Source organism: Lysobacter changpingensis, assembly GCF_017308985.1.
GTDB classification, from domain to species: domain Bacteria; phylum Pseudomonadota; class Gammaproteobacteria; order Xanthomonadales; family Xanthomonadaceae; genus Lysobacter_J; species Lysobacter_J changpingensis.
Map to the genome: position 1 here is coordinate 1,081,093 of NZ_JADWPE010000003.1, position 25,446 is coordinate 1,106,538.

The following is a 25,446-nucleotide window of genomic DNA, read 5'->3' on the forward strand; positions in this document are numbered from 1 at the left end:
GCGGCTCCGTCACGGTACTTCGTAGGCGGACTGCAGGATCACTTCCGCGCCATTGGGTGCGCGGCTGTAGACGGTGACGCGATAGCGCTGCACCTTGGTCGAGCAAGGCGCGGCGGACACGTCCAGGTCGGTGGAGCAGTTGGAGTTGATCGACCCAAGGCCGAAGTCCTCCACCACGTACTTCGGCCGGATCACGACCGGATCATCGGGATCGCCGGTCTTGAACTCCGTCGTGGCGATGCGGTACCCCGCTCCGCCGTCGTCCCAGAATCCGGCGGCTTCCCACGCGGACTGGGCGCCGTCCAGCGGCTGCGCGCACAAGCCGCCGTTGCAACCCGCCGCCGGCATCGCCGGCTTGGCCTGGGCGAACGACTCCGCCTCGCGGAGCACCGCCTCGGCGGCCTGGAACGAGTAACTGCGCGCGACGGCGTTGGAGGTCATCTTTTCCTGCATGAGCGAACCGCGCATCGCGGCCAGCCCCAGCACGGTGACCAGCAGCAACAGCAGCAGCACGACAGGAAGCGCGCTACCGCGCTGCGCGGGAGAATACGAGCGCATCACAGCACCCCCTGCCGGTTGCGCAGGGCAACCGTGTTGACGACGGTCCGGGTCAGCAGGTTGCCGTCGGTACCGCGGATGTCGCCCGCGGCGAGGCCGCCTTCGACGCCGGAGAAGGTGAGCGAAATACGCGCGGAGACGACGTTGCTCCAGTTCGCGACGGCCGCGGGCGCCTGATAGGCGGCACCGCCGTTCGACAGGTAGGTGATGCTCAAGCCGCTGACCCCTTCGGCGATTTCCACCGGCGGTTCCAGCGGATCCGGCGTGGCGTTGTTGTCCTTGGTCGTGAGCGTGGCGCGGTAGAGGGACGTGCTGCCGCGACCGTTGTTGCCGATGTACCAGCGGACCGAGACCACCCGCGCCATGCGCGCCGGCGTGTCGCTCTTCAGGTCGCACTCCGCGCTCGCGGCGCCGCCGGTCGGGACCAGCATGCAATACCGGTTCACCGAGCAGGTGCCGGTGCGATCGAACTTGAACGCCGCGCACGTATTGCCTGGCGTGGCGGCGCCGCCACCGCCGTTGTGCTGCACCTTGTCGGTGGAACTCAAGCCGGTCGCCTGGAAAATCAGGGCGAAATCCATGTTGCACACCATCAGGATCTCGCCTTCGGTGACGCCGGCGTTGGTATTCAGATCGAGTTCGGCGCTCGGGTTGGTGTGGGCGGTGACGCGGTAATCGCCGGTGTTCGCCAGATGCAGGTCGATGGCGTCGGTGCCGTTCACGCGGTTCGCGGCGGCCGAGCCGAACACGGTGCCGGGCGTCGCGGTGGCGCCGTTGTATCCCCGGATTCCCTGCGCGAACGACTGCCACCAGCTGTCGTCGGCGGTGGTCAGCTGGTTGATGAGGGTGGCGGACGAGGAACACGGGTTGCCGCCGGCCTCGCGCACATCGCGCGACATGAGTTCGAAGGCGACGCGCGAACTCTCCTGGATGCGGTTCACCGTTTCGGAGGTGCCGTATACGCGACGATTCGACAGGAACACCGCGCTGGCCGCGCCGACCACGATCAGGCCCAGCACGAGCGAGATCATCAGCTCGATGAGCGACAGGCCCGACTGGCGGCTGCGTGAGGTGGGAGTCTGTTTCATGATCACAGCCTGCTCGTGGTCTGGATTTCGATCTGGACCGGCCTGTCGGCCTTGGCACCGGTGCCGCGGCTGTCGCTCCAGCGCACGCCGACCGTGCAGCTCTGCGTGCCGCACTGGATGCGTCCGCATGCGGTCTCGCCCATGTTGGCCTGGAGCTGCGAGATCCACGCGCCGATCTCGCCGATGGCGCGCGCGTCGTCGTCGTCGCCCGCGGCCGGCGCTTCGCAGGTCCAGGCGCGGTTGTAGCCGCCACTGCGCGCGGTTTCGCGGTTGGTGCGCATCGCGTCGAAGATGGTGTAGGTCTGCATGATGGCCTGCGTGCGCTCGGCCGAACTGCTGGTGTTCTTCAACGTCACGGCCTGCAGGGCGGCGATGCCGAGCAGGCCGATCGCCATGATCAGCACGGCGATCAGCACCTCGAGCAGGGTGGCGCCCTGCTGCGACCGCCGACGGGGCGGAGGTGGCGAATGGATCATGCGAACTCCCGGATGTCTTTCAGGTTGTCGGGAACGCACGTCCTGTGCGTTCGCGAACAGATGTTTCCCACGTGCCGCTAGTTGCAGCCGGCGACGACGGACGGCTCGACGTGGACGCGGCTGACGTTGACCTTCACGCTGCGCAGGTTCGGCCCGCTGTCAACGGCGCTGGAGCACAGCGTGATGTCCGCGCTGCGCACGACCGGATTGCCCATGCGCACGAAACCGTCCGCGCTGAACCACATCCGGTTGTTGGTCGCCAGCGGCGCCGTCCCCTTCACGACGATGCCGCCCTGTGTCGCGACCACATCGCGGATCAACGTGTCGCCCGCGCCGGCATCATTGTTGCGGTCGGCGTCGAAGAACAGGATCACGCGCTGCCAGTCGGCGCCGGAGCACGTGGTGCCGTTGGCGCTCGGGCACAGGACCACCCGCCCGTTGCGACGCACGGCTTCCATGCGCGCCGTCTGGATCGCGGATACGTATTCGTTGGCTGCAGCGGTCAGCCGGTTGCGGGCAATGAGTTGCGAGAACGACGGCACCGCAAGGCCGATCAGCACGCCGAGCACGGCAAGTGTGACCATCAGCTCAATTAGCGATACACCGGACTGCTTCCCCATCCCCGCCGTCGACCGAGCGCTCCGGCTCGCAAGGCTCCCCATGCCTGCCCCCTAGCGGATTGATGGCGATACGTTAGCGAGCGCCCGACCCGCCGCCAAGCTCGCCGCGACGGACGGCCCGCCGGGCGGAGCGAGTGGCAGGACGCGGCGGAATCCGACACAAATGGCATGATGCCCGTCTCGAATCAGGCCTTCATCGCCGTGCGCAAGACCGACTCTTCCGTCAGGCCGCTCGATCCGCTCTGGCAACCGCCGGCGATCATCTGGACGCTGCTGGGCGGCCAGGGACTGGCCATCGTCCTCGCCTTGGCGCCGGGACTCACGCTGGATCGCATGGTGTACTTCGGCCTGGCGTCGTTCGGCGCGATGTGGGTTTGCCTGTTGAGCCTGGCGATGCTGTACGTGTTGCGCGTGCCCCTGGAACGGCTCAGGCCGGTCCACATCGCCCTCGTCGCCCTCGTGCTGCTGCTGCTGAACACGTGGCTGGCCGCATTCACCATCACCCAGTTGCTGGGATCGGCGCTTTCGCAAACGTTCCCCGATGTACGGACCCTGCTGCTGCAACTCACCGGCATCGCGTTGACGGTGGGCGTGCTCGGTTTCGCCGCGTTCCAGAGCCACTGGCGCGCGCAGAAGCTCGCGCTGCATGCGAAGCAGTCCGAGCTGGAAGCCCTGCAGGCCCGCATCCGTCCGCACTTCCTGTTCAACACGCTCAACACCGGGGCGGCGCTGGTGCATCGCCGGCCGGAGGAAGTCGAGCGTTTGCTGTTGGACCTGGCCGACCTGTTCCGCGCGGCGCTCGCGGGGCCGCGCGACATTTCGCTGGAGGACGAGCTGGCGCTCGCCCGACGCTATCTGGAAATCGAATCGCTGCGCTTCGGCGAACGCCTGCGCATCGAATGGAAGCTGCCGCGCGAGATCCCCCACGTGATGGTGCCGGCGCTGTCGATCCAGCCGCTGGTGGAGAACGCGATCCGCCACGGCATCGAACGTCGCCCCGAAGGCGGCGAGATCGAGATCGCGGTGTCGACGATGCCCGAGACCGTCATCGTGCGGATCATCAACCCGCTCGCGCCCGGCGGCGAGAACCGGCCGGGCCATCAGGTCGGATTGAACGCCTCGCAGGTGCGCATCGAAGCGCTGACCGGCGGTCGCGGCAGCGTGCTGACGCAGCAGGAAGGCCGGCGGTTCATCGCGACGGTGCGGTTGCCGACGAACGCCTGATCACCGGCCACGTGCGTCCGCATGACGAAAGCCGGCGCGAACCGCACCGGTCTTCGATGACGCTTACGCCACCACGCGATAGCAGGGCTTGTACTCGCCCGCGATCTTCATGCGGCGCTGTTCGACGAACGCGCGCAGCAGCGCGTCGAGCGACTGCATCATGTCCGGATCGCCGTGGATCTCGAACGGTCCGAACTGCTCGATGCGGCGCATGCCGTCTTCCTTCACGTTGCCGGCGACGATGCCCGAGAACGCGCGGCGAAGATCGGCCGCGAGCTCATGCGGCTTGCGGCCGTGGTGCAGGTCGAGCGCGGCCATCGCCTCGTGCGTCGGCACGAACGGACGCTGGAACGTCAGCGGGATGTCGATCGACCAGTTGAAGAAGAACGAGTCCTTCTGCGCGATGCGATGCTCGCGCACCTTGCGGATGCCCGTGGCCATGCGCCTGGCCACTTGGTCGGGATCGCCGATGACGATCTCGTAGCGCGAGGTCGCCGCCTCGCCGAGCGTGAGGCGGATGAACCTGTCGATCTGCTCGAAGTACGGCGCCGCCGATGCCGGGCCGGTGAAGATCAGTGGGAACGGCAGGTTCGCGTTCTCCTCGCGCAGCAGGATGCCGAGCAGGTAGAGGATTTCCTCCGCCGTGCCGACGCCGCCCGGGAACACGATGATGCCGTGGCCGATGCGGACGAACGCCTCCAGGCGCTTCTCGATGTCCGGCATGATCACCAGGTGGTTGACGATCGGGTTCGGCGATTCGGCCGCGATGATGCCCGGCTCGGTGATGCCGATGTAGCGCGTCTTGAAGCGGCGCTGCTTGGCGTGCGCGATCGTCGCGCCCTTCATCGGGCCCTTCATCGCGCCCGGGCCGCAGCCGGTGCAGATGTCCAGTCCGCGCAGGCCCAGTTCGTACCCGACCTGCTTGGTGTAGACGTATTCGTCGCGCGAGATCGAATGGCCGCCCCAGCACACGACCAGGTTCGGATCGGTCGGATGCAGGATGCGCGCGTTGCGCAGCAGGCCGAACACCGCGTCGGTGATGCCTTCGGTGCTCTCCAGGTCGCGACCGCAATCGGGGCCGAGGTCCATCGCCGTGTAGGCGAGATCGCGCACCACGGCGAACAGCAGCTCGGCCACGCCGCGGATGATCTCGCCATCGACGAACGCCATCGCCGGCGCGTTGTGCAGGTCGATGCGCATGCCGCGATCCTGCTGGTGCACTTCGATGTCGAATTCGGGATACAGCTCGCGCGCGGCGCGCGGATCGTCGGACGCGCTGCCGCTGGTCAGCACGGCCAGCGCGCAGCGGCGCAGCAGGTCGTGCATGCCGGTGGAGACGTCGCGCAGGCGCGCGACCTCGGCGTGCGAGAGGACGTCCAATCCGCCCTTCGGATAGATCCGGGCGTTGACGGTGGGAAGGGTGGTTTCCAGCGGGATGGCGGTGCTCATGTGGTTCTTCATTCGTTCTCGTTCTTCAGCCCTGCGACTCTAGCCCCCTGCCCCATAAAAAGAAAACGGCCGGGGAAACCCGGCCGTTTTCGGTGCAGCGATGACGCCTGGAACTTAGAACTTGTAGCGGAAGCCCAGCTGCAGCGACCACTGCGACACGCCCTGGTTGAAGCCGTCGGCGTCCGCGTTGGCGACCGCCGGAGCTTCCACCGAGTCCGGCGAGAAGTTGTAGATGTACTTGCCGGTGGCCGGATCGATGCCCACCGCGCGCAGCACGGTCTGGTCGGCGAAGAAGCCGTAGTCGTAGATGTGGCCCCAATCCTTGTTGAGCAGGTTGCCGACGTTGATGATGTCCAGCCAGATCTCGGATTTGTGGCCCTCGAAGAAGCCCGGCAGTTCCTGGCTGATGCGGACGTCGAAGGTGTTCACCCACGACGCGCGACCGGCGTTGGCCGGAGCCACCTGGCCGGCGTAGCGGGCCAGTTCCGGATTACGCGCGAGCCAGTCGAAGAACTCCGCTTCCATCGCCGCGCCACCGGTGAACAGCACGTCGCCCGGGCCGTTCGGCACGTAGAACAGGTCGTTCGTGCGGCTGTCGCCGTTCATGTCGTTGGTGAAGACGTAGCTGAACGGACGACCGCTGCGGCCTTCGTAGAACAGGCCGACGCTGGTGGTGTTGTCGCCGAAGAACTTGTGCTTCCAGTTCAGCTGGCCGGAGATGCGGTCCTTGATCTCGTAGCGAGCCGTCGAAGCGACTTCCTCGTTGGCCTGGAACACGTAGTTGTAGTTCCAGCCCGAGGTCGCGGTGGAGCTGGTCAGGCCGCTGACTTCGGTGGCGTTGGTGTAGGTGTAACCCAGCGACCAGGACCAGTCGCTCGCCTCGGTCCACGGCTTGCTCAGGCTGACCGTGAACTGCTGGCTCTCGCCCTTGTCGGTGGTGTCGAGCAGCAGCACGTCGCCGAAGCGCGGATCGCGGTTGGCGCGGGCCGACGAGAACGTGTTCGGGTTGCGCCAGTACAGCGCGCGACCGTCCTGGCCGGCGGCGGTCGACTCGCCGATGTCCAGGCGCTTGTAGAACAGGCCGCTGTTGACGCTGGTCAGCAGCAGCTCGGCCGAACCGACCAGGCCGTACCACGGCAGCTCATGATCGAACGCCAGGTTGGCCTTCCACACCGACGGCGCTTCGAAGTCCGGCGAGATGAAGTTGACGTTCTGGCGCGGCGTGGACGGGGTGACGCCCGGCTGCGCGAACTCTTCGACCTGCGTGTAGGTCAGGCCCGTGGTGTTGTAGGCGTTGGACAGCCACACCTGCGGCGAATCGCCCTGGAACAGGCCCAGGCCGCCGCGCAGCTGCGTCGGACGCTCGGTGTCGAAGGTGTAGTTGAAGCCGAAGCGCGGCTGCCACAGCCACTCGTCGCCGCCCACGTCGCTGTTGTCGTAGCCGTAGACTTCCTGCGCAAGCGCGTTGTGCGCCGGGTTCTCGTCGATCTTGAAGCGATCGCCGCGCACGCCGAAGGTCAGCGTCAGGTTCGGGCTGACGTACCACTGGTCCTGCACGAACACACCCATCGCCTTGTAGGTGTAGTCGGAGGCCATGTTGTTGACGTCGCCGCCGAGCGGGGTGCGGAACTGGCGGTAGCTCCAGAGGCCGGCACGGAAGTCTTCCATGCTGTTGTAGGTGTAGTAACCGTCGACGTACGGCGCGTAGAGATTGAAGATCTCGTTCGTCGAGTAGTCCGCACCGAACTTCAGATCATGGTCGCCCAGGGTGAACGTACCGGCGCCGAAGTAGTTCCAGGTCTTGGTGAACAGGTCGTTGTACTGCGAGTTCGTTTCCGTACCCAGGTACAGCTGCGGACGCTGGCCGACGCCGTCGTCGTTCGCGTCGCCGTAGGCGAGTTCGATCGCCGGCGTGCCCTGCGTCGGGGTGTTGCGGATCGCGGAGTAGTCGCGGTACGAGACCTTGAACTCGGTCGAGAACGTATCGGTCCAGTCGCTGAAGAGCTGGGCGACGTAGTTCTCGATGGTCTTGTCGTGCTGGTACCAGTACGAGCTCAGCGAGGCCGCGCCCGTGCTGCCGGAGAAGAAGCCGTTGAGGCGCAGCTTGCTCTGCTCCAGCTTGCTGTAGCGGAAGTCGGCGCGGTGGTTGTCGCTGATGTTCCAGTCGAGCTTGACCGCGTATTCCTCGAGGTCCGTGTCGCCGTCGCTGCTCAGGTCGCCCGCGTCGAACGGCGCGAAGTTGCCGTTGCCGGCCAGCGCGATGTCGCGCGCTTCGGACGGATCATCCGACGGGATGATGCCCAGGCCCAGCGGCGTGTTGGCGATGTCGGCGCCCGGCGCGGCCTGCTTGAACTTCTCGTAGTTGGCGAAGAAGAACAGCTTGTCCTTGACCAGCGGACCGCCGAGGGTCATGCCGTAGGTTTCTTCCTTGGTGAAGCCGTTGAACGGCGCGCCGGTCGGGTCGTCGCCGAACCAGTCGCCATCGCGGTAGTAGCCGTACACCGAACCGTGGAATTCGTTCGTGCCCGACTTGGTCACCGCGTCGACCACCGCGCCGGTGGCGCCGGTGATGGTCACGTCGTAGTTGGCCAGGTCGACGTTGATCGCTTCGATGGCTTCCATCGAGACCGGCTGGCGGCGGGTCGGCATGTTGTTGCCTTCCAGGCCGAAGGTGTCGGAAGCCGACACGCCGTCGATGCGGATGGCGTTGTAGCGCGGGTTCTGGCCGCCGGCGCTGATGCTGCCCGAGGCGCGATCGATGAACGCCACGCGCGGATCCAGGCGCATGTAGTCCTGGATGTTGCCGCCGTTGGTCGGCAGGGCTTCGATGGTCTGGCGGGAGACGGCGGTGCCGGCGCCCATCTTGGTCGCGCTGAAGACATCCGAACCGCCGACGGCGACCGCGGTCACCGAGTCCAGCGTGGTCACGTCGCCGGTGAGGGCGGCGTTGATCGTGTTGATCTTGTTGAGGTCGAGGTAGACGTTGTCTTCCGTCTTCGTGCCTTCGCCCGACTTGGTGATGGTCACCGTGTACGGACCACCGACGCGCAGGCCGCGCGCGGCGTAACGACCGCTCGCGTCGGTCGTGGCGCGGCTCACCGTGCCCGACTCGACGTGGGTGATGACGACTTCGGCGCCGGCGACCGGCTGGCCGTCGTTGCTCGTCACCATGCCGCCGACACCGGCGGAGGTGGACTGCGCGAACACGGGAGCGGCAGCCAGGGCGGCAAGCAGGCCAAGCGTGAGCTTGGACATGCGGACGCGGTTGGGATGGGTCATTACGATGGCCTCGATTACAGGGTTCACAAGAGGGATGTCAGGCGCGACCCCGGTCGCGCCTGAGCAGGAAATGGTTTTCGCCCCCTGGGGCGTCGGGCCGGAGCCCGCCGGTTAACGTCAGTTTAACAGGCTAGGAGGGGTGTGTGACAGGGACGTGACGGCGGTCACCAACGGCCACACGCCGTAAACCTGCCCTGACGCAGGTTCCCGCCGTCATGCGTCAACGCCGATGCGAAAACGCCCGACCCGGCAAAACCGGATCGGGCGTCGCCAACTCGCGCGCGTTATGGAGGCGAGATCTGGAGGTACGTACCCAGTCCGTCGAGCAGCATCTGCACGGAGATCGCCACCAGCAGCATGCCCATCAGGCGCTCGATGGCGGTCAGCGCGCGGCGGCCGAGCAGCTTGTAGAGCAGCGTGGCCGAGAACAGGATCGCCGCCGTCGCGCCCCAGGCGATCAGCAGCGCGAGACTCCATTCGTTGAGGCGCTCGGGCTCGTTGCTGCCCATCAGCATCACCGCCGCCATGCCTGATGGGCCGGCGACCAGCGGAATGGCCATCGGCACGATGAAGGGCTCGCCGTCGGGGATCTCGCCCATCAGGCCTTCCGGCGGCGGAAAGATCATGCGGATGCCGATCAGGAACAGCACGATGCCGCCGGCGATCGACACCGACTCCTGACGCAGGTGCATCAGTTCCAGCGCGTACTTGCCGCCCCACAGGAACATCATCAGCACGGCGAGCGCGATCAGCAGCTCGCGCGCGAGCACGATGCGCTGGCGTTGCGGCGGCAGGCCGCGCAACAGGCTCAGGAAGACCGGCACGTTGCCGAGCGGGTCGAGGATGAGGAACAGCAGCAGCGCTGCGGAAGCGATGGTCATGGACGTTCCGTCATTGCAGCTGGGTCAGCGCGACCGCGGCGGGCTTCGGCGCCCACACCTGTCCGCGATGGACGGCACCGGCGGACGACAGCAGCGTCACGCAGGCGGCGGCGTAGGCCGTCGGTTCGACGGCGGCGCGATCGTTCTCTTCCACGTAGGCCTTCGCGCGCAGCGGCGTGCGCATCGGGCCGGGTCTCAGGCCGGCGACTCGGATCGGCGAGTTGGCGAGTTCGGCATGCAGCATGCGCACCAGGCCTTCGCGGCCCTGCTGCGCGAGGCCGTATCCGCCCCAGTACGCCTGGCCGACGCGCGCGAGGTCGTCGACGACGAACACCACCGCTGGGTCCTCCGCCTTCGCCAGCAACGGCAGGCACGCCTGCGTGAGCCACCACGGCGCGGTGAGGTTCACGTGCACGGCGCGCGCGAACGTCGCCGGATCGGTCTGCGCCAGCGGCGTGAGGCCGGCAAAATCGGCGGCGCAATGCAGCACGCCGTCGAGCCGTCCAAGTTCGGCTTCGATGCGCTGCGCGAGCTCGGCGTAGTCGTCGGCGCTGGCGCCTTCGAGGTCGAGCGGGTACAGCAGCGGCTCGGGCCCGACCTGCGCCAGCGCGTCGTACACGCGATTCAACTTCGGCACCTTGCGGCCGAGCAGCACGACCGTGGCCCCGGCGCGTGCGCAGGCCTGCGCCGCCGCGCTGCCCAGTCCCCCATGCGCGCCGGCGACCAGGACGACGCGTCCTTCGAGCGCCGCTCCGGCCCGGGCGCCCTGACCTTCCGATGGACTCACTGGCGCTGCGTCTCGCTGATCATGCGCGCCAGTTCGCCCGACTCGAACAGCTCCAGCGTGATGTCGCAACCGCCGATCAGCTCACCGTGGATGAAGAGCTGCGGGAAGGTCGGCCAGTTCGAATAGCGCGGCAGGTTCGCGCGGATCTCCGGATCCTCCAGCACGTTGACCGTGTGCAGCTGCGTCGCGCCGGCGGCCTTGAGCGCCTGGACCGCGCGGCTGGAAAAGCCGCACATCGGGAACTGCGCGGTGCCCTTCATGAAAAGGACGATGGGATGGCTTTCGACCTCGGCCTGGATCCGCTCCATCACGGACATGGCGACAACTCCTGCAATGGTGCGTTGCCGGGCGGTTGACGGCACGGCAACGGAACGTGGGGATAGAATGTCCAATTGTAAGCCTTCCGCAAGCCGCGGACGCGCGCAGTTCACCAGCGCCGCCCGGCATTCCCTAGCCAGCCCCCAGGAGCCCGCAATGGCCATCGAACTGCCCCCCCTGCCCTACGACCGCACCGCGCTGGAACCGCACATCTCGGCCGAGACGCTCGACTACCACCACGGCAAGCACCACAAGACCTACGTGGACAACCTCAACAAGATGATCGAGGGCACGGAGTTCGAGCAGCTGTCGCTGGTGGAGATCATCCGCAAGGCGCAGGGCGGCATGTTCAACAACGCCGCGCAGGTATGGAACCACACCTTCTACTGGAACTGCCTCTCGCCCAACGGCGGCGGCGAGCCGACCGGCAAGCTGGCCGAGCTGATCAACAAGGCCTTCGGCGACTTCGCCAAGTTCAAGGACGAGTTCTCGAAGCTCTCCATCGCCACCTTCGGTTCGGGCTGGGGCTGGCTGGTGCAGCGTCCGGACGGATCGCTGGGCCTGGTGAGCACCTCCAACGCCAACACCCCGATCACCGGCGACGACACCCCGCTGCTGACCTGCGACGTGTGGGAACACGCGTACTACATCGACTACCGCAACGCCCGCCCGAAGTACGTCGAGGCGTTCTGGAACCTGGTCAACTGGGACTTCGTGGCGTCGAACCTGAAGTAAGTTCGCGTCGCGTTTCGAGATGCGAGAACGGCCGGGGAAACCCGGCCGTTTTCTTTTCCGCGCGGCGCCACGCAGGCGAACCTCATTCCGCCAAGGCGCGAATCCGTGGGGGCGCGAACAACGTCGCGTCAGCGCAACGCCCCGATCACCGGCGCCACCCGCGCTTCACGCGCCAGCCATGCCTTTGTAGCCCGGGTAAGCGCAGCGCACCCGGGGCGACGTCTCCGCGTCGATGCACGTCGATCCCGGGTGCGCTTGGCTGACCCGGGCTGCAACGGCAGGCGATCGTCATTCCGCCAAGGCGCGAACCCGTGGAGGCGCGAACGACGTCGCGTCAGCGCAACGCCCCGATCACCGGCGCCACCTGCGCCTCACGCCCCAGCGCCGCACCGACGCGCTCCAGCGACATCGCCAGCGCATTCGCATCGTCCGCGCGCAACGTCGCGTGGCCGACCTTGCGGCCCGCGCGCGGCAGCTTGCCGTAGTCGTGCCAGTGGCCGCCGGGCTCGCGCAGCATCGGCAGCGCGTCGGGCATCTCGCCGATCCAGTTGAGCATGCACGCCTGCCCGACCATGCGCGTGTCGCCCAGCGGCAGGCCGAGCACCGCGCGCAGGTGGTTCTGGAACTGGCTGGTCTCGCTGCCTTCGATCGTCCAGTGGCCGGAGTTGTGCACGCGCGGCGCGAGCTCGTTGGCGAGCAGTTCGCCGTCGCGGCAGAACAATTCGAGTGCGAACACGCCGACGTAATCCATCGCCTCGGCGAGGCGGCGTGCGTAGTCGTAGGCGATCTCACCCAGCGCGGTGTCCACGCGCGCCGGCGCGAGGCTCGCCGAGAGCACGCCATCGACGTGCCAGTTCTCGGTAAGCGGCCATGCGCGGAATTCGCCATCGCGGCCGCGCACGGCGACCACCGACAGCTCGCGCTGGAAGTGCACGAAGCCTTCCAGGATCAGCCCGACCTTCGGCGCCTGCGCACCGAGCGCGTCCCACGCGGCATCGGCATCGGCGAGCGTCTTGATGCGGAACTGGCCCTTGCCGTCGTAACCGAGCCGACGCGTCTTGAGGATGCACGGCGTGCCGATGTCGGCGAGTGCGGCATCGAGCTGCTCGCGCGTGTCGATCGCCGCGAACGGCGGCACCGGAATGCCCAGTTCGCGGAACAGCGTCTTCTCGGCCAGGCGATCCTGCGCGGTCGCGAGCGCGCCGGGATTCGGGAACACCGGCACGCGCTCGCTCAACCATTGCGCCGATTCGGCCGGCACGTTCTCGAAATCGAACGTCGCCACGTCCACGCGCGAGGCGAATTCGGCCAGCGTGGTTTCGTCGCGGTAATCGCCCACGACCATCGGCGCGAACTGCCCCGCGCACGCGTCGGCGACGTTGTCCATCACCAGGAAGCGCAGGCCGAGCGGCGCGCCAGACAACGCGAGCATGCGCGCGAGCTGGCCGCCGCCGAGGATGCCGACCGTGGTCATTTGCGCGGATCGTCGTTGGCCAGCACGTCGTCGGTCTGGCGGGTACGGAAGGCGTCGAGCGCCGCGCCGATCGCGGGCTGCTCGTTCGCCAGCAGCGCGGCGGCGAACAGCGCGGCGTTGGCCGCGCCGGCGTTGCCGATGGCGAAGGTGGCAACGGGAATGCCCGCCGGCATCTGCACGATCGACAGCAGCGAATCCATGCCGTTGAGCGCCTTGCTCTGCACCGGCACACCCAGCACCGGAACGGCGGTCTTGGACGCGAGCATGCCCGGCAGGTGCGCCGCGCCGCCGGCGCCGGCGATGATCGCGCGCAGGCCGCGCGCCTTCGCCGTGGCCGCGTATTCGAAGAGCACGTCCGGCGTGCGGTGGGCGGACACCACGCGCACTTCGTGCGGGACGCCCAGCGCCTCCAGCTTCGCGGCGGCATGCTGCATCGTCTCCCAGTCGGAGCGCGATCCCATCACGATGCCCACGAGCGGGGCGGCGGCAGTTCCGGACATTGGGCGGGTCCTGAGACAAAGACGTATTCTAACGCCCCGTCTTCCCCCGGCACCGCATTCCATGGACCGCAAGCTGCTCGACCTGCTCGTCTGCCCCACCACCCGCCAGCCGCTGCAGATGCTGGACGGCCGGGGCCTCACGGCGCTGAACGCCGCGATCGAGTCCGGCGGGCTGCAGCGCGCCGACGGCAGCGCCCAGACCGAGCCGCTGCGCGAGGCGCTGGTCACGCGCGATCGCCGCACCGTCTACCGCATCGACGACGGCATCCCGGTGCTGCTGGCCGAGGAAGCCATCGCCACCGCGCAGATCCCGGCCTTCCCCGGCGCATGAGCGCCTTCGCTCCGCCGCCGGCAGAGGCCGTCGCGCAGGACGTCGCGCTCGCGCTCGCCGAGGACCTGGGCGACGGCGACGTCACCGCGGCGCTGCTGCCGGACGTCGCCGACGACGCGTACCTGCTGTGCAAGGAAGACGCCGTCGTGTGCGGGCGGCCGTGGTTCGATGCCTGCCATCGCGCACTCGATCCGCTGGTACGCATCGACTGGCGCGTGGACGAAGGCGACCGCGTGAAGGCCGGCACGGTGCTGGCGACGCTGCACGGCCGCGCGCGTGCGCTGGTGAGCGCCGAGCGTGCATCGCTCAATTTCATGCAGACGCTGTCGGGCACGGCCACGACCACCGCGACCTACGTCGAAGCGGTGCGCGGTACGGCGGCGAAGATCCTCGACACGCGCAAGACCCTGCCCGGCCTGCGCCAGGCGCAGAAGTACGCCGTGCGCGTCGGCGGCGGCGTCAACCATCGCATCGGCCTGTTCGACGCGGTGATGCTCAAGGAAAACCACGTGCGCGCGGCCGGCTCGATCGCCGCGGCGATCCGCGCCGCACGCTCGATGCATCCGGCGTTGCCGCTGATCGTGGAAGTCGAATCGATCGCGCAGCTGCGCGAAGCGCTGCACGAAGGCTGCGACCGCATCCTCATCGACGATTTCGATGCGGCGATGCGGCGCGAGGCGGTGCGTATCGCGCACGAGGCGCCGGTCGCCCGGCGCATCCCGCTGGAGGTATCCGGCGGGGTCGACATGCAGACCCTGCGCGCGATCGCCGAAGACGGCGTGGACTGCATCTCGATCGGCGGACTGACCAAGCACGTCCGCGCGATCGACCTGTCGCTCAAGCTCGGTCCGCCGCCTGCCTGAGGCGGCGGCGCGTCAGGGCATCAGCACCACGGCCGCGGCACCCGCGGCGGCCAGCGCAAGCACCAGCGCAACCCAGGGCCACGGCGAACGCCGCGACTGCGGCTTGCGCATCGACGTCGCCACCACCTGCACCGGCTCCGTCGCCGCCGCGCCGGCCAGGCGGAAACGCAGCACGTCGAAGGCGAGTTCGTCGCCGACCTTCGCCTCGCCGCGCAGGACGCGCTTGCCGTTGAGAAAGGTGCCGTTGCTGGAGCCAAGGTCCTCGACCTGCACTCCGGCGTCGGTGGGAATGAGCCGCGCGTGCATGCGCGACAAACCCGGCGCATCGAAACGCAGGTTGCAGTCCGGTCCGCGGCCGACGGTCAGCACGCCGACGATCGCATCGCTGCGCGTGCCCAGCTCCGCCGAGACGCTGCGCAGGAAGAAGCGCGGCAGCACCGGACGCACGGCGGTGACGCCGGGGTCGTCGTTGGCGGACACCAGATCCGGCCCGGGCACCGACTGGCGCGCGACCACCGGCGGCGGACCGAGCGCGGCGAGCTTGGCCTGCACCTGGTCGAAGCCGACGCTGTCGCCTGGGCGTAGCGCGATCAGGCCCTGCACCTGCCGTCCGTTGACGCTGACCGTGGTGCCGGCCGGCACGTCGAGCATCACGCCCTGCGCGGTGACGTGCAGTTGGCAGTGTTGCGGCATGACGCCGGGACGGTCGATGACGATGGTGGATTCCGGATCGGAGCCGACGCGGTTTACGCCGTGACCGAGCAGTACCTGCGGGTGTTCGCCACCCGGAAAGACGAGTTTCAAGCGGGATCTGCCCCCTGCAGCGGTTCCCTGGTCCGACTGTGCCGACAGGCCTGCGCTCCGGAACTTGCGAGCGGCGCGGCACGTCGCCACAGTAATCGGCATGACTCTACTGATCTTGATGATCGTCGCTGCGATGGCGTTCGCATTCTGGAGCGCCAGCCGTGCCGCCGCCGAACGCGCCGAAGCCGTCGGGCGCGACGCCTGCCGCGCCGCCGGCGTGCAGTGGCTGGACCAGAGCGTGCACGCGATCGGCATTCGGCTGTATCGCCAGGAGAGCGGCTGGCTCGGCTTCGAGCGCACGTTCCGCTTCGATTACTCGATCAACGGCGAGGACCGCCACGTCGGCAAGCTGGTGCTGCGCGGCGAGCGGCTGGTGGCGTTCACCGGGCCGGTGACGCGGGAGCCTTCGGCTTTGCATTAGCCCGGGCAAGCGAAGCGCACCGGGGTTCGCGGGCGCCCATCCTGGGTGCGCTTCGCTTACCCGCGTTACAAACGCCGGCGCGCTGATGCGGGAACAAGCCGGGTTCCCCGCCTCGCGGGGATGACCTATCGGCAGACGCGCCCGCGCTTCGCGCGAACGCGCCGATGCGTCACTTCACGATGCGCAGGTGCGCCCCGCGCCGCGGCGTCGGCGTCGGCGTCTGCGGGCCCTCGTCGTCGCCGTCGGGCGCCGGCTCGCTCGGCACGGCGCTGAGCGGACTTGCGGGCGTTTCGTCGGCCAGTTCGATGTCGACCTCGCCTTCCTCTCCCGCCGCATGGATGTCTTCGGGCAACGCCATGCCCTGCCCCGTTTCGCGCGCGTAGATCGCCAGCACCGCCTGCACCGGCACCGTCACCGGATAGCTCACGCCGCCGAAGCGGGCACTGAAGCGGATGGCGTCGTTGGCCATCTCCAGGCGCGACACCGCGCGCTCGGCGATGTTGAGGACGATCTTGCCGTCCTTCACCGCATGCGTGGGCACCTGCACGCCGTGGCGGGTGGCATCGACCAGCAGGTGTGGCGTCATGCCGTTGTCGGCGATCCACTCGTACAGCGCCCGCAGCAGGTACGGACGATGGCTGGTCATCGAAGAAGTGCTTTCCTGACTCATGTCGGGAGTGTAGCGCCGCGGGGTCGCCCCCAGGTACACGCGCGGCGTGCTCGGCGTCGGCCAAACGGACGCGCGGGAAGCGAAAACGGGCCCGAAGGCCCGTGTCGTTCTCGCACCCGATCAGGCCCCCTCAGGCTGGCAGTTCGCGCAGCTTGCGTTCCTGTTCGGTCAGGCTGCGGGTGAAGCCGGGGTTGCGGAAGATGCGGTTGCCGTAATCCTCGATGGCCTTGCCGTCCTTCGGCAGCGGCACGCCCAGCGCGTCCAGGCGCCAGATGATCGGCGCCATCGCGCAGTCGGCCAGGCTCATTTCGGGGTTCAGGAAGAACTTGCTCGCCTTGAACAGCGGGACCGATGCGGTCAGCAATTCCTTCAGGCGTTTGCGGCCGGCTTCGGCCTGGGCCTTGTTGCCCAACTGGATGGCCTGCACCTGCGGCACCCAGTCGTGCTCCAGCCGCAGCATCGCCAGGCGCAGGCGCGCGCGGGAGAGCGGATCGACCGGCATCAGCGGCGGATGCGGATAGCGTTCGTCGAGGTATTCGCTGACCACGCTGGCCGCGTAGAGGACCAGGTCGCGCTCGACCAGCGTCGGCACCGAGTGGTACGGGTTGAGGTCGACCAGGTCTTCCGGCGGGTTCTGCGGATCGACCGGCACCAGGTCGTACGTCACGCCTTTCGCGGCCAGCACCAGGCGCACGCGATGGCACAGCACGCAGTCGGTGGAAGAAAACAGCGTCAGGGCATTGCGCATACGTGGACTCGCCGCCATTCGACCTCTCCGGCCACCGGATTCCGCCGGTGGTTAGACGCCGTCCACCCCGTGTGGACGGTCGTCACGGCCTCGATCAGCTGCTGCTGCCTGCAAACCAAGGAGCCCGCACATTCCTGTACGGGCTCCAAGGGATACAGCATGCGATCAGTGCTTGTCCACGTCCCGCCAGTACTCGTGCTTGAGCAGGTAGGCCAGCAGGGTGAACATCGCCAGGAACAGGATCACCCACACGCCCATGCTCTGGCGCTTGAGGGCGGCCGGTTCGCCGGCGTACTCGAGGAATGCCGTGATGTCGCGCACCGACTGGTTGAACTCCTCGGCGCCCTGGTGACCCGGCTGGGTGACCTTGAGGCCCAGCACCGGCCGCTCGCCGGTGGCCTTGTCGGCCTCGCCGAACTCGGCGTGCTGCAGGCCCTGCAGCTCCCACAGCGGGTTCGGCATGGAGGCGTTCGGGAACAGCTTGTTGTTCCAGCCCAGCGGACGCGATTCGTCCAGGTAGAACGACTTGAGGTAGGTGTAGATCCAGTCGCTGCCGCGGACGCGGGAGATCAGGCTCAGGTCCGGCGGCATCTTGCCGAACCACTGGTTGGCGTGGTCCGGGGTCAGGCTGACCTGGATCTGCTCGCCGAACTTGGCGCCGGTGAAGTTGAGGTTGTTCATCACCTCTTCTTCGGTCAGGCCCAGGTCCTCGGCCATGCGCGAGTAGCGCAGGTACTTCAGCGAGTGGCAGCCGGAGCAGTAATTCATGAACAGCTGGGCGCCGCGCTGCAGCGACGCGCGGTCGCCCAGGTCGGTGCCCGACTGCATCAGGTGGCCGCCCTCGGCTGCCGACGCACTGGTCGTCAGCGCGGCGAAGGACACCAGCAGGCCGGCGGCAAAGGTGGCGAACTTGTTCACGATGCGCATCTTCTGGACGGGGCGGTGGATGGCGTGAGCGGTCATCTCAGTCATGCATCGTCACCCGTTGCGGTACCGGCTTGGTTTTGTCGAGCTTGGTCCAGATCGGCATGCTGATGAAGAAGGCGAAGTACAGGAACGTCAGCACGCGACCGATGATCGTTTCGACCGGATCGGTACCCGGGCCGGCACCGATCTTGCCCAGCCACAGGAAGCAGATGGCGAGGATGGCGAGCATCACCTTGGTGATCCAGCCGCGGTAGCGGTGCGACTTCACCGGCGAGCGGTCGAGCCACGGCACGAAGAACAGGATGGCGATCGCCGCGAACATCACGATCACGCCCAGCAGCTTGTCCGGGACCACGCGCAGCATCGCGTAGTACGGCGTGTAGTACCACACCGGCTTGATGTGCTCCGGCGTCACCAGGCGGTTGGCCTCGGTGAAGTTGTCGTGCTCCAGGAACCAGCCGCCGAAGGCCGGCGCGAAGAAGATCACGAACGCGCAGATGATCAGGAAGAAGCCGACGCCGAACAGGTCCTTCACCGTGTAGTACGGATGGAACGGGATGCCGTCGGCCGGCTTGTTCGGATCCCAGCGGTTGCCCTTCGGACCCTTCTTGATCTCGACGCCGTCGGGGTTGTTCGAACCCACCTCGTGCAGCGCGCCCAGGTGCAGCACGACCAGCAGCAGCAGGACGAGCGGCAGCGCGATGACGTGCAGCGCGAAGAAGCGGTTCAGCGTGGCGTCGCCCGGCAGGAAGTCGCCCATGATCCATTCGGTCAGGCCGTTGCCGATGACCGGGATCGCGCCGAACAGCGAGATGATCACCTTGGCGCCCCAGAACGACATCTGGCCCCACGGCAGCACGTAGCCCATGAAGGCTTCGGCCATCAGGACCAGGTAGATCAGCATGCCCAGGATCCACACCAGCTCGCGCGGCTTCTGGTAGGAGCCGTACATCAGGCCGCGGAACATGTGCAGGTACACGACGATGAAGAACATCGACGCGCCGGTGGAGTGCATGTAGCGGATCAGCCAGCCCCACTCCACGTCGCGCATGATGTATTCGACCGACGCGAACGCTTCGGCCGCGGACGGCTTGAAGTGCATCGTCAGGAAGATGCCGGTGACGATCTGGTTGACCAGCACCAGCAGCGCGAGCGAACCGAAGTAGTACCAGAAGTTGAAGTTCTTCGGCGCGTAGTACTCGGTCATGTGCTTGCGGTACGCCGGCATCATCGCCGGGGCCCGCTCGTTGACCCAGTCCATCACGCCGTTGGCGGCCTTCGTGAAGATGTTCGCCATGGCTTACGCCGCTCCCTTGCTGCTGGACGACGGGTCGACACCGATGACGATCGTGGTGTCGTTCTCGTAATGGTGCGGCGGCACGAGCAGGTTGGTCGGCGCCGGGACACCCTGGAACACGCGGCCGGCCATGTCGAAGCGCGACTTGTGGCACGGGCAGAAGTAGCCGCCTTTCCATTCGGGATCGAACGGCTCGGGGCGGATCTCGGCCTTCATTTCGGGCGAGCAGCCCAGGTGGGTGCACAGGCCGACGAGGACGGAGATCTCGGGCTTGATCGAACGCAGCTCACCGGTGATGTACGCCGGCTGCTGGTCCTTGTTCTCGGACTTGGGATCGCGCAGGTGCGAATCCAGGGTCGGCAGCGCGTCGAGGATCGCCTTGGAACGCTTGACGATCCAGATGGGCTGTCCGCGCCATTCCAGGATCAGGCGCTGGCCTTCTTCGAGGGCGCTGATGTCGGCGGTCACCGGCGCACCGGCGAGCTTCGCCCGCGTGCTCGGATTCCAGGACTTGATGAACGGCACCGCCACGAAACCGGCACCGACCGCACCGACCACGGCAGTGGTCGCGGTCAGGAACCGACGGCGGCCCTGGTTGACAGGATCGTTGACCCCTTGGTTGGCCATCCGGCACTCCGCAAAGCTGGAACGAAGTTTCGCCGCACAACCCACGCCACTGGCGACGGCTCGCGGCACAAAAGACGGGGAAGTGTAACGGAACCGTGAATGAGCCGACAATCCGCTTCACGTTGCACGACTCGTCCGCTCGACGGGCGCGCACGCGGCCCACGCCCGACCGGGCGCGGGACGGGAAAAATCGTCAGCGCATCACGGCCATGGCGCCCCGGTAGCGGTCCGCCAGCACGCCCACCCGCTGGACGTATCGCTGGGTCTCGCTGTAGGGCGGCACGCCGTTGTACTTGTCCACCGCGCCCTCGCCCGCGTTGTAGCCTGCGGCGGCGAGGGTCAGGTTGTTGTTGAAACGCTTGAGCAGCCACGCCAGGTACTGCACGCCGCCCTGGATGTTCTGCTTCGCGTCGAACGCGTTGCTCACGCCGAAGCGCCGCGCCGTACCCGGCATCAACTGCATCAGGCCCTGCGCGCCCGCACGCGAGAGCGCGTTGGGGTTGTAGGCCGATTCGGCGTGGATGATCGCGCGCACGATCGCCTCGTCCACGCCGTGCTGGCGCGCGGCGGCGGCGATCTCGTCGCGGTAGGCGTCGGTGTTGAGGCGGACCGTGCCGAAGTTCACGCCCGGGCGGGCCGAACACGCATAGCAGGTCTGGATGTAGCTGTAGCGGATGGTGCGCACCGCCGAGGCGTTCGCCACGCCGTGCGGCTTGCGGCTGGTGTAGTGGCGCACGCCGTCCTTGATGTACGAGTACACCTGCCCGCGCACCACGCGCGGCGCGTTGTAGGAAGTCGTGGGCGTCGGGGCGATCGGCGCCGACGTGGCGACGGTCGCGACGGCCGGTACGGAGGCCACGGCGGGCGCCGAAGCCGCCACCGTGACGGACGAGGCCGAGGTCATGCCGCCGACCGCTGCGGCCGGCTTCGGGGATTCGGACGTGCGCGCGGGGCGGTCGGCCGAGTGGCTGATGACGGTGCACCGGGCGCCGGCCACGCGCTTGCTCACGTAGCTGCGCGCGCCGTCGGCGCCTTCGCAACGGTAGAGCGTGCCGGCCACGGACGGCGCCGCGGCCAACAGGCAGACGATCCCCAGCAGCAGCGAGCCCCCCCTCATGGCGGCGAGTGTGTCCTGTCTCCCGCCCCTTCACAAGTCCTTGATTGCGCAGGGAGCGGGAAACGTGACCACGCCCGCATCCGCATCTGCGACCCGTCCGCGGAACGCGAACCGGCCACCTCGCTCAGCGCCGCATCGCGCTCGCCGTGCGGTAGCGCTCGGCCAGCAGGGCGACGCGCTGCACGTAGCGCTGGGTCTCGTCGAACGGGGGAACGCCGCGATAGCGGTCGACCGCACCCTCGCCCGCGTTGTAGCCGGCCGCGGCCAGGACCAGGTTCCCGTCGAACCGCCGCAGCAGCCACGCCAGGTACTGCACGCCGCCGCGGATGTTCTGGCGGATGTCGAACACGTTGACCACACCGAAGCGCCGCGCCGTCGCCGGCATCAGCTGCATCAGGCCCTGCGCGCCGACGCGCGAGATCGCGTTGGGGTTGTAGGCCGATTCGGCGTGGATGATGGCCCGCACCACCGCCTCGTCGACGCCGAAGTCGCGCGAGGCCGCGGCGATTTCCGCGCTGAAGGTCTGGGTGTCGAGCCGGATCGTCGCGAAGTCCACGCCCGGCTGCAGCGCGCAGGCGTAGCAGGTTTCCATGTAGGTATAGGTGAGCCGGCTGATCTGGCCGAGCCCGGCGCGCGGGCTGGGCCGCTGGCTGGCGTAGTGGACCACGCCGCCCTCGACGAACCGGTAGACCTGGCCCTGGGCGACGCGCATCGGCGGCGTCGCCGCGGCGGAGCCCGGCGCCTGGCCGGTCGCGGGCGCATCCGCATGGACCGCCGCCCCGCCCGCGAACCCGAGCGTCCGCCCCGGCGCGGCCGGCCGGCTCGGCTGCCCGAGCTGGGCCGGAGCGGATTGCGCCCACGCGGAGGTCGCCGCCACCAGCAGCCCGGCGAACCCCAGCGATGCAAGGCGAGCCTTCAGCGATTCCACGAACGTACGGGCCTGCCGGCGCGGCCCGCGCGCCCTCCTCCTGCCCTCGGACCAGCAAACGCGATTCCCGGCCCGGCGCGGCCTGCGGTCGCCCGGGCCTGTAGAATGGCGCCCCCTCCGGCGCGGAATAACCGCCGCCCTTCCCGGATCGAGCCAGATGAGCCAGACCCAGACCCCGGCCGCCACGCGCGGCACCGACGCTTCCCCCGCGCCCGCGACGAAGAAGCTCTACATCCAGACCCACGGTTGCCAGATGAACGAGTACGACTCGGCCAAGATGGCCGACGTGCTCGCCGCCAGCGACGGTCTGGTGCTGACCGACAACGCCGAAGAGGCCGACGTCATCCTGATCAACACCTGCTCGATCCGCGAGAAGGCGCAGGAGAAGGTCTTCAGCCAGCTCGGCCGCTGGAAGTCGCTCAAGCAGGGTGACAAGCCGGTGGTGATCGGCGTCGGCGGCTGCGTGGCGTCGCAGGAAGGCGAGGCGATCGTGAAGCGCGCGCCGTTCGTGGACCTGGTCTTCGGCCCGCAGACCCTGCACCGCCTGCCCGAACTCATCCAGGCCCGCCGCGACACCGGCCTGCCGCAGGTCGACATCTCCTTCCCGGAGATCGAGAAGTTCGACCGCCTGCCCGAGCCGCGCGCCGAAGGACCGTCGGCGTTCGTGTCGATCATGGAAGGCTGCAGCAAGTACTGCTCGTTCTGCGTGGTGCCCTACACGCGCGGCGAGGAAATCAGCCGCCCGTTCGAGGACGTGCTGGTGGAAGTGGCCGACCTCGCCGCGCAGGGCGTGCGCGAGATCAATCTGCTCGGGCAGAACGTCAACGCGTATCGCGGACCGTTCGGCGATGGCGAAGTCGCCGACCTCGGCCTGCTGATCCGCGCCATCGCCGAGATCGAAGGCATCGGCCGCATCCGCTTCACCACCTCGCATCCGCTGGAGTTCTCCGACTCGCTGGTCGAGGCGTATCGCGACGTGCCCAAGCTCGCCAACTACCTGCATCTTCCGGTGCAGGCCGGCAGCGACCGCATCCTGGCGGCGATGAAGCGCGGTTACACGGCGCTGGAATTCAAGCAGAAGATCCGCAAGCTGCGTGCGGTGCGTCCGGACATCTCGATCAGCTCGGATTTCATCGTCGGCTTCCCCGGCGAGACCGACGCGGATTTCGAGAAGACCATGAAGCTGATCGAGGACGTCGGCTTCGACCAGTCGTTCTCGTTCATTTACTCGCGTCGCCCCGGCACGCCGGCGGCCGACCTGGAAGACAACGTTTCCAGCGAGGAGAAGCACGCGCGCCTGTCGCGCCTGCAGGCGCACATCAACGCGCATGCGCGCACGATCTCCGACGCGATGGTCGGAAGCGTGCAGAGCGTGCTGGTCGAAGGCCCGTCGAAGAAGAATCCGAACGAACTCACCGGCAAGACCGAGAACATGCGCTCGGTGAACTTCCCGGGCCATCCGCGCCTGATCGGCCAGTTCGTCGACGTGGTGATCACCGAGGCGATGAGCAATTCGCTGCGCGGACGCGTGGCGATGGCGGACGCGGACGTGGCCTGACGGCCACGTCGCGCCTTCATCCGTTGCGGTTCAAGCCCGATGCCGGATGACAGCCGCGCATCCGGCGCGCCGACTCACTTCGCGCGATACACCGCCTTCCCGTCCACGTACGTCGCCTGCACCGTGAGGTTGCGCAGGCCGTTCGGCGCGATCGCCAGCGGGTCTTCGCTCAGCACCACGAAATCCGCGCGCTTGCCGACGGCGAGGCTGCCCACCTGCGTTTCGGCGAAGCCTGCGTAGGCGGCGTCGAGGGTGAAGCCGCGCAGCGCCTCGAACGCCGTGAGCTTCTCCTGCGGGAACCAGCCGCCAGCGGGCAGGCCCTGCGCGTCGGCGCGCGTTGCTGCGGCGTACAGGCCGAAGCGCGGATCGACCGATTCCACCGGGAAATCCGAGCCCAGCGCGAGTCGCGCGCCGCTGTCGCGCAACTGCCGCCACGCGTACGCACCGATGATGCGCTGCGGTCCTACGCGGTCCTCCGCCCAGGGCATGTCGCTGGTCGCGTGCGTGGGTTGCATCGACGCGATGACGTGCATCCGCGCCAGGCGCGGCAGGTCCGCCGGCGACAGCACCTGCGCATGTTCGATGCGCCAGCGGTGATCGGTCGTCGCCGCGTTCTGGCCGAGCGCCTTCGCGTAGGTTTCGAGCACGACGTGGTTGCCGCGATCGCCGATGGCGTGCGTGGCGACCTGCACGCCGCAACGTTTCGCCTTGTCCACGGCGACGGCGATCTGTTCGGGCGAGGTCACCATGATGCCGAGGTTGCCGTGATCGTCGCTGTATTCCTTCAGCATCGCCGCGCCGCGACTGCCCAGCGCGCCGTCGGCGTAGAGCTTCAGCGTGCGCATCTGCAGGCGGCCCGACGGATGGGTGTACAGCCCGTGCTGGCACAGCGATTCCAGCGCTTCGCTGTTGCCGTCGGCCATCGCGGTGATGCGCAGCGGCATCGCACCGCGATCGGCGAGGCGCTGGTAGCGCTTCAGTTCGGCCAGGCTCACGCCCGCATCGTGCACGCCGGTGAGGCCGTGTTCGACCGCCGACTGCATGCCCAGCGTCAGTGCGCGCTCGGCGGTCGCTTCGTCGAGCGGCGGGCGGGCTTCGTCGACCAGCGCGGAGGCGGCGTCGATGAAGATGCCGGTCGGCTGCCCGCGCGCATCGCGTTCGATGCGACCGCCGTCGGGCTGCCAGTCGCCGGAGAGACCGCGCTTCACCGCGCGCATCGCGGCGCTGTTGGCCCATCCGGCGTGGCCGTCGATGCGCTCCAGCCAGACCGGGCGATCGGGGAAGGCGGCATCCAGGTCGGCGGCGCTCGGGAATGCCTTCTCCGGCCAGTCGTTCTGGTCCCAGCCGCGGCCGATCAGCCACGCGCCGGCGGGCAACTGCTTCTCGAACGTCTTGAGGCGTTGCAGCACTTCCTGCTTGCTCGACGCATCGACGAGGTCCGCGCTGAGCATCGTCATGCCCAGGCCCGACACGTGCGCGTGCGCGTCGATCAGGCCGGGAATCACCGTCGCCTGGCCCGCGTCGATGCGGTCCGCCTTCGGATAGCGCTTCATCAGGTCTGCGGTCGCGCCCAGCGCGAGGATGCGGCCGGTGTCGTCGAACGCCAGCGCCTGCACCTTCGGTTGCGCGGTTTCCATGGTGTGGATGCGCGCCGCGCTGAGCACCGTGACCTGCGCGGCTATCGCGTGACCGGACATCGCCACCAGCACCGCCGAAACCGCTGACACCAGCTTGCGCATCCCGTTCCCCTCATGTCCGAAAGTGTC

The 25,446-nt window shown here is 68.0% G+C and carries 25 protein-coding genes and 1 pseudogene; 6 read left to right on the plus strand and 20 right to left on the minus strand.

The window, feature by feature from the left end; all coding sequences use genetic code 11:
• Positions 1-9: 9 nt before the first annotated feature.
• The 4 genes from I4U41_RS11975 to I4U41_RS11990 all read right to left on the minus strand — a co-directional run bounded on the left by I4U41_RS11975 (position 10) and on the right by I4U41_RS11990 (position 2,784).
• Positions 10-558 carry a pilus assembly PilX family protein gene (locus I4U41_RS11975; protein ID WP_206861322.1) on the minus strand — a complete coding sequence of 183 codons (549 nt, stop codon included), beginning with the start codon at positions 556-558 and terminating at the stop codon, positions 10-12.
• A complete protein-coding gene (locus I4U41_RS11980) occupies positions 558-1,646 on the minus strand; it encodes a prepilin-type N-terminal cleavage/methylation domain-containing protein (protein WP_206861323.1) in 1,089 nt (362 codons plus the stop codon). The genes I4U41_RS11975 and I4U41_RS11980 overlap by 1 nt, the downstream gene beginning before the upstream one ends.
• Positions 1,647-1,648: 2 nt before the next feature.
• Positions 1,649-2,122, minus strand: coding sequence for a type IV pilus modification protein PilV (gene pilV, locus I4U41_RS11985; protein ID WP_206861324.1), 474 nt, complete (start codon positions 2,120-2,122; stop codon positions 1,649-1,651).
• A gap of 77 nt (positions 2,123-2,199) precedes the next feature.
• The gene (locus tag I4U41_RS11990) at positions 2,200-2,784 is read right to left on the minus strand and encodes a GspH/FimT family pseudopilin (RefSeq protein WP_320415181.1); all 585 of its coding nucleotides are present in this window, start codon (positions 2,782-2,784) and stop codon (positions 2,200-2,202) included.
• A gap of 129 nt (positions 2,785-2,913) precedes the next feature.
• Here I4U41_RS11990 and I4U41_RS11995 point away from each other — a divergent pair, with 129 nt between their 5' ends.
• Entirely contained in the window at positions 2,914-3,966 is a 1,053-nt protein-coding gene (locus I4U41_RS11995) for a sensor histidine kinase (protein ID WP_206861326.1), read from the plus strand.
• Positions 3,967-4,029: 63 nt separating this feature from the next.
• Here the strand turns inward: I4U41_RS11995 and ppnN are convergent, their stop codons facing one another.
• The 5 genes from ppnN to grxD form a co-directional block, all read right to left on the minus strand.
• Positions 4,030-5,415 carry a nucleotide 5'-monophosphate nucleosidase PpnN gene (gene ppnN, locus I4U41_RS12000; RefSeq protein ID WP_206861327.1) on the minus strand — a complete coding sequence of 462 codons (1,386 nt, stop codon included), beginning with the start codon at positions 5,413-5,415 and terminating at the stop codon, positions 4,030-4,032.
• Between the two features lie 114 nt (positions 5,416-5,529).
• Positions 5,530-8,694, minus strand: a complete 3,165-nt coding sequence (locus tag I4U41_RS12005; RefSeq protein WP_242525131.1) for a TonB-dependent receptor — start codon at positions 8,692-8,694, stop codon at positions 5,530-5,532.
• A 284-nt stretch (positions 8,695-8,978) separates the two neighbouring features.
• Entirely contained in the window at positions 8,979-9,575 is a 597-nt protein-coding gene (locus tag I4U41_RS12010; RefSeq protein ID WP_206861328.1) for a YhgN family NAAT transporter, read from the minus strand.
• A 10-nt stretch (positions 9,576-9,585) separates the two neighbouring features.
• The gene (locus I4U41_RS12015; protein ID WP_206861329.1) at positions 9,586-10,362 is read right to left on the minus strand and encodes an SDR family NAD(P)-dependent oxidoreductase; all 777 of its coding nucleotides are present in this window, start codon (positions 10,360-10,362) and stop codon (positions 9,586-9,588) included.
• Entirely contained in the window at positions 10,359-10,679 is a 321-nt protein-coding gene (gene grxD, locus I4U41_RS12020) for a Grx4 family monothiol glutaredoxin (RefSeq protein WP_206861330.1), read from the minus strand. The genes I4U41_RS12015 and grxD overlap by 4 nt, the downstream gene beginning before the upstream one ends.
• A gap of 157 nt (positions 10,680-10,836) precedes the next feature.
• Here grxD and I4U41_RS12025 point away from each other — a divergent pair, with 157 nt between their 5' ends.
• Positions 10,837-11,415 carry a superoxide dismutase gene (locus tag I4U41_RS12025; RefSeq protein WP_206861331.1) on the plus strand — a complete coding sequence of 193 codons (579 nt, stop codon included), beginning with the start codon at positions 10,837-10,839 and terminating at the stop codon, positions 11,413-11,415.
• 334 nt (positions 11,416-11,749) lie between these two features.
• On the opposite strand, the gene I4U41_RS12030 is transcribed toward I4U41_RS12025, so the two are convergent.
• Positions 11,750-12,889 carry a 5-(carboxyamino)imidazole ribonucleotide synthase gene (locus tag I4U41_RS12030; RefSeq protein ID WP_206861332.1) on the minus strand — a complete coding sequence of 380 codons (1,140 nt, stop codon included), beginning with the start codon at positions 12,887-12,889 and terminating at the stop codon, positions 11,750-11,752.
• Positions 12,886-13,389 (minus strand): 5-(carboxyamino)imidazole ribonucleotide mutase, encoded by a 504-nt coding sequence (purE, locus tag I4U41_RS12035; protein WP_206861333.1) that lies wholly within the window; start codon positions 13,387-13,389, stop codon positions 12,886-12,888. Before purE ends, I4U41_RS12030 begins: the two co-directional genes overlap by 4 nt.
• Positions 13,390-13,450: 61 nt before the next feature.
• Here purE and I4U41_RS12040 point away from each other — a divergent pair, with 61 nt between their 5' ends.
• Together I4U41_RS12040 and nadC are read left to right on the plus strand one after the other, a co-directional pair.
• Entirely contained in the window at positions 13,451-13,720 is a 270-nt protein-coding gene (locus tag I4U41_RS12040; RefSeq protein WP_206861334.1) for a Trm112 family protein, read from the plus strand.
• Positions 13,717-14,583 (plus strand): carboxylating nicotinate-nucleotide diphosphorylase, encoded by an 867-nt coding sequence (nadC, locus tag I4U41_RS12045; RefSeq protein WP_206861335.1) that lies wholly within the window; start codon positions 13,717-13,719, stop codon positions 14,581-14,583. The genes I4U41_RS12040 and nadC overlap by 4 nt, the downstream gene beginning before the upstream one ends.
• Before the next feature lie 12 nt (positions 14,584-14,595).
• On the opposite strand, the gene I4U41_RS12050 is transcribed toward nadC, so the two are convergent.
• The gene (locus I4U41_RS12050) at positions 14,596-15,387 is read right to left on the minus strand and encodes an FHA domain-containing protein (RefSeq protein ID WP_206861336.1); all 792 of its coding nucleotides are present in this window, start codon (positions 15,385-15,387) and stop codon (positions 14,596-14,598) included.
• A gap of 100 nt (positions 15,388-15,487) precedes the next feature.
• Here I4U41_RS12050 and I4U41_RS12055 point away from each other — a divergent pair, with 100 nt between their 5' ends.
• A complete protein-coding gene (locus I4U41_RS12055) occupies positions 15,488-15,808 on the plus strand; it encodes a DUF3301 domain-containing protein (protein WP_206861337.1) in 321 nt (106 codons plus the stop codon).
• A gap of 169 nt (positions 15,809-15,977) precedes the next feature.
• On the opposite strand, the gene I4U41_RS12060 is transcribed toward I4U41_RS12055, so the two are convergent.
• The 7 genes and pseudogenes from I4U41_RS12060 to I4U41_RS12090 form a co-directional block, all read right to left on the minus strand.
• Entirely contained in the window at positions 15,978-16,478 is a 501-nt protein-coding gene (locus tag I4U41_RS12060) for a ClpXP protease specificity-enhancing factor (RefSeq protein WP_320415182.1), read from the minus strand.
• Positions 16,479-16,608: 130 nt separating this feature from the next.
• Complete coding sequence (locus I4U41_RS12065; protein ID WP_158984988.1) at positions 16,609-17,244, minus strand: glutathione S-transferase N-terminal domain-containing protein; 636 nt, start codon at positions 17,242-17,244, stop codon at positions 16,609-16,611.
• Positions 17,245-17,391: 147 nt separating this feature from the next.
• Positions 17,392-18,153, minus strand: coding sequence for a cytochrome c1 (locus tag I4U41_RS12070; RefSeq protein WP_206861649.1), 762 nt, complete (start codon positions 18,151-18,153; stop codon positions 17,392-17,394).
• A gap of 37 nt (positions 18,154-18,190) precedes the next feature.
• Entirely contained in the window at positions 18,191-19,450 is a 1,260-nt protein-coding gene (locus I4U41_RS12075) for a cytochrome b (RefSeq protein ID WP_206861339.1), read from the minus strand.
• 3 nt (positions 19,451-19,453) lie between these two features.
• Positions 19,454-20,077 carry a ubiquinol-cytochrome c reductase iron-sulfur subunit gene (gene petA / locus I4U41_RS12080; RefSeq protein ID WP_206861340.1) on the minus strand — a complete coding sequence of 208 codons (624 nt, stop codon included), beginning with the start codon at positions 20,075-20,077 and terminating at the stop codon, positions 19,454-19,456.
• A 193-nt stretch (positions 20,078-20,270) separates the two neighbouring features.
• On the minus strand, positions 20,271-21,194 hold the full coding sequence (locus I4U41_RS12085) for a lytic transglycosylase domain-containing protein (protein WP_206861341.1): 924 nt from the start codon (positions 21,192-21,194) through the stop codon (positions 20,271-20,273).
• A 124-nt stretch (positions 21,195-21,318) separates the two neighbouring features.
• Positions 21,319-21,933: pseudogene (locus I4U41_RS12090) on the minus strand (lytic transglycosylase domain-containing protein); the annotation flags it as partial.
• A 346-nt stretch (positions 21,934-22,279) separates the two neighbouring features.
• Between I4U41_RS12090 and miaB the strand changes: the two are divergent.
• Positions 22,280-23,680 carry a tRNA (N6-isopentenyl adenosine(37)-C2)-methylthiotransferase MiaB gene (gene miaB, locus I4U41_RS12095; protein WP_206861342.1) on the plus strand — a complete coding sequence of 467 codons (1,401 nt, stop codon included), beginning with the start codon at positions 22,280-22,282 and terminating at the stop codon, positions 23,678-23,680.
• 74 nt (positions 23,681-23,754) lie between these two features.
• Here the strand turns inward: miaB and I4U41_RS12100 are convergent, their stop codons facing one another.
• Positions 23,755-25,407 carry an amidohydrolase gene (locus I4U41_RS12100; RefSeq protein WP_320415183.1) on the minus strand — a complete coding sequence of 551 codons (1,653 nt, stop codon included), beginning with the start codon at positions 25,405-25,407 and terminating at the stop codon, positions 23,755-23,757.
• Between the last annotated feature and the right edge of the window lie 39 nt (positions 25,408-25,446).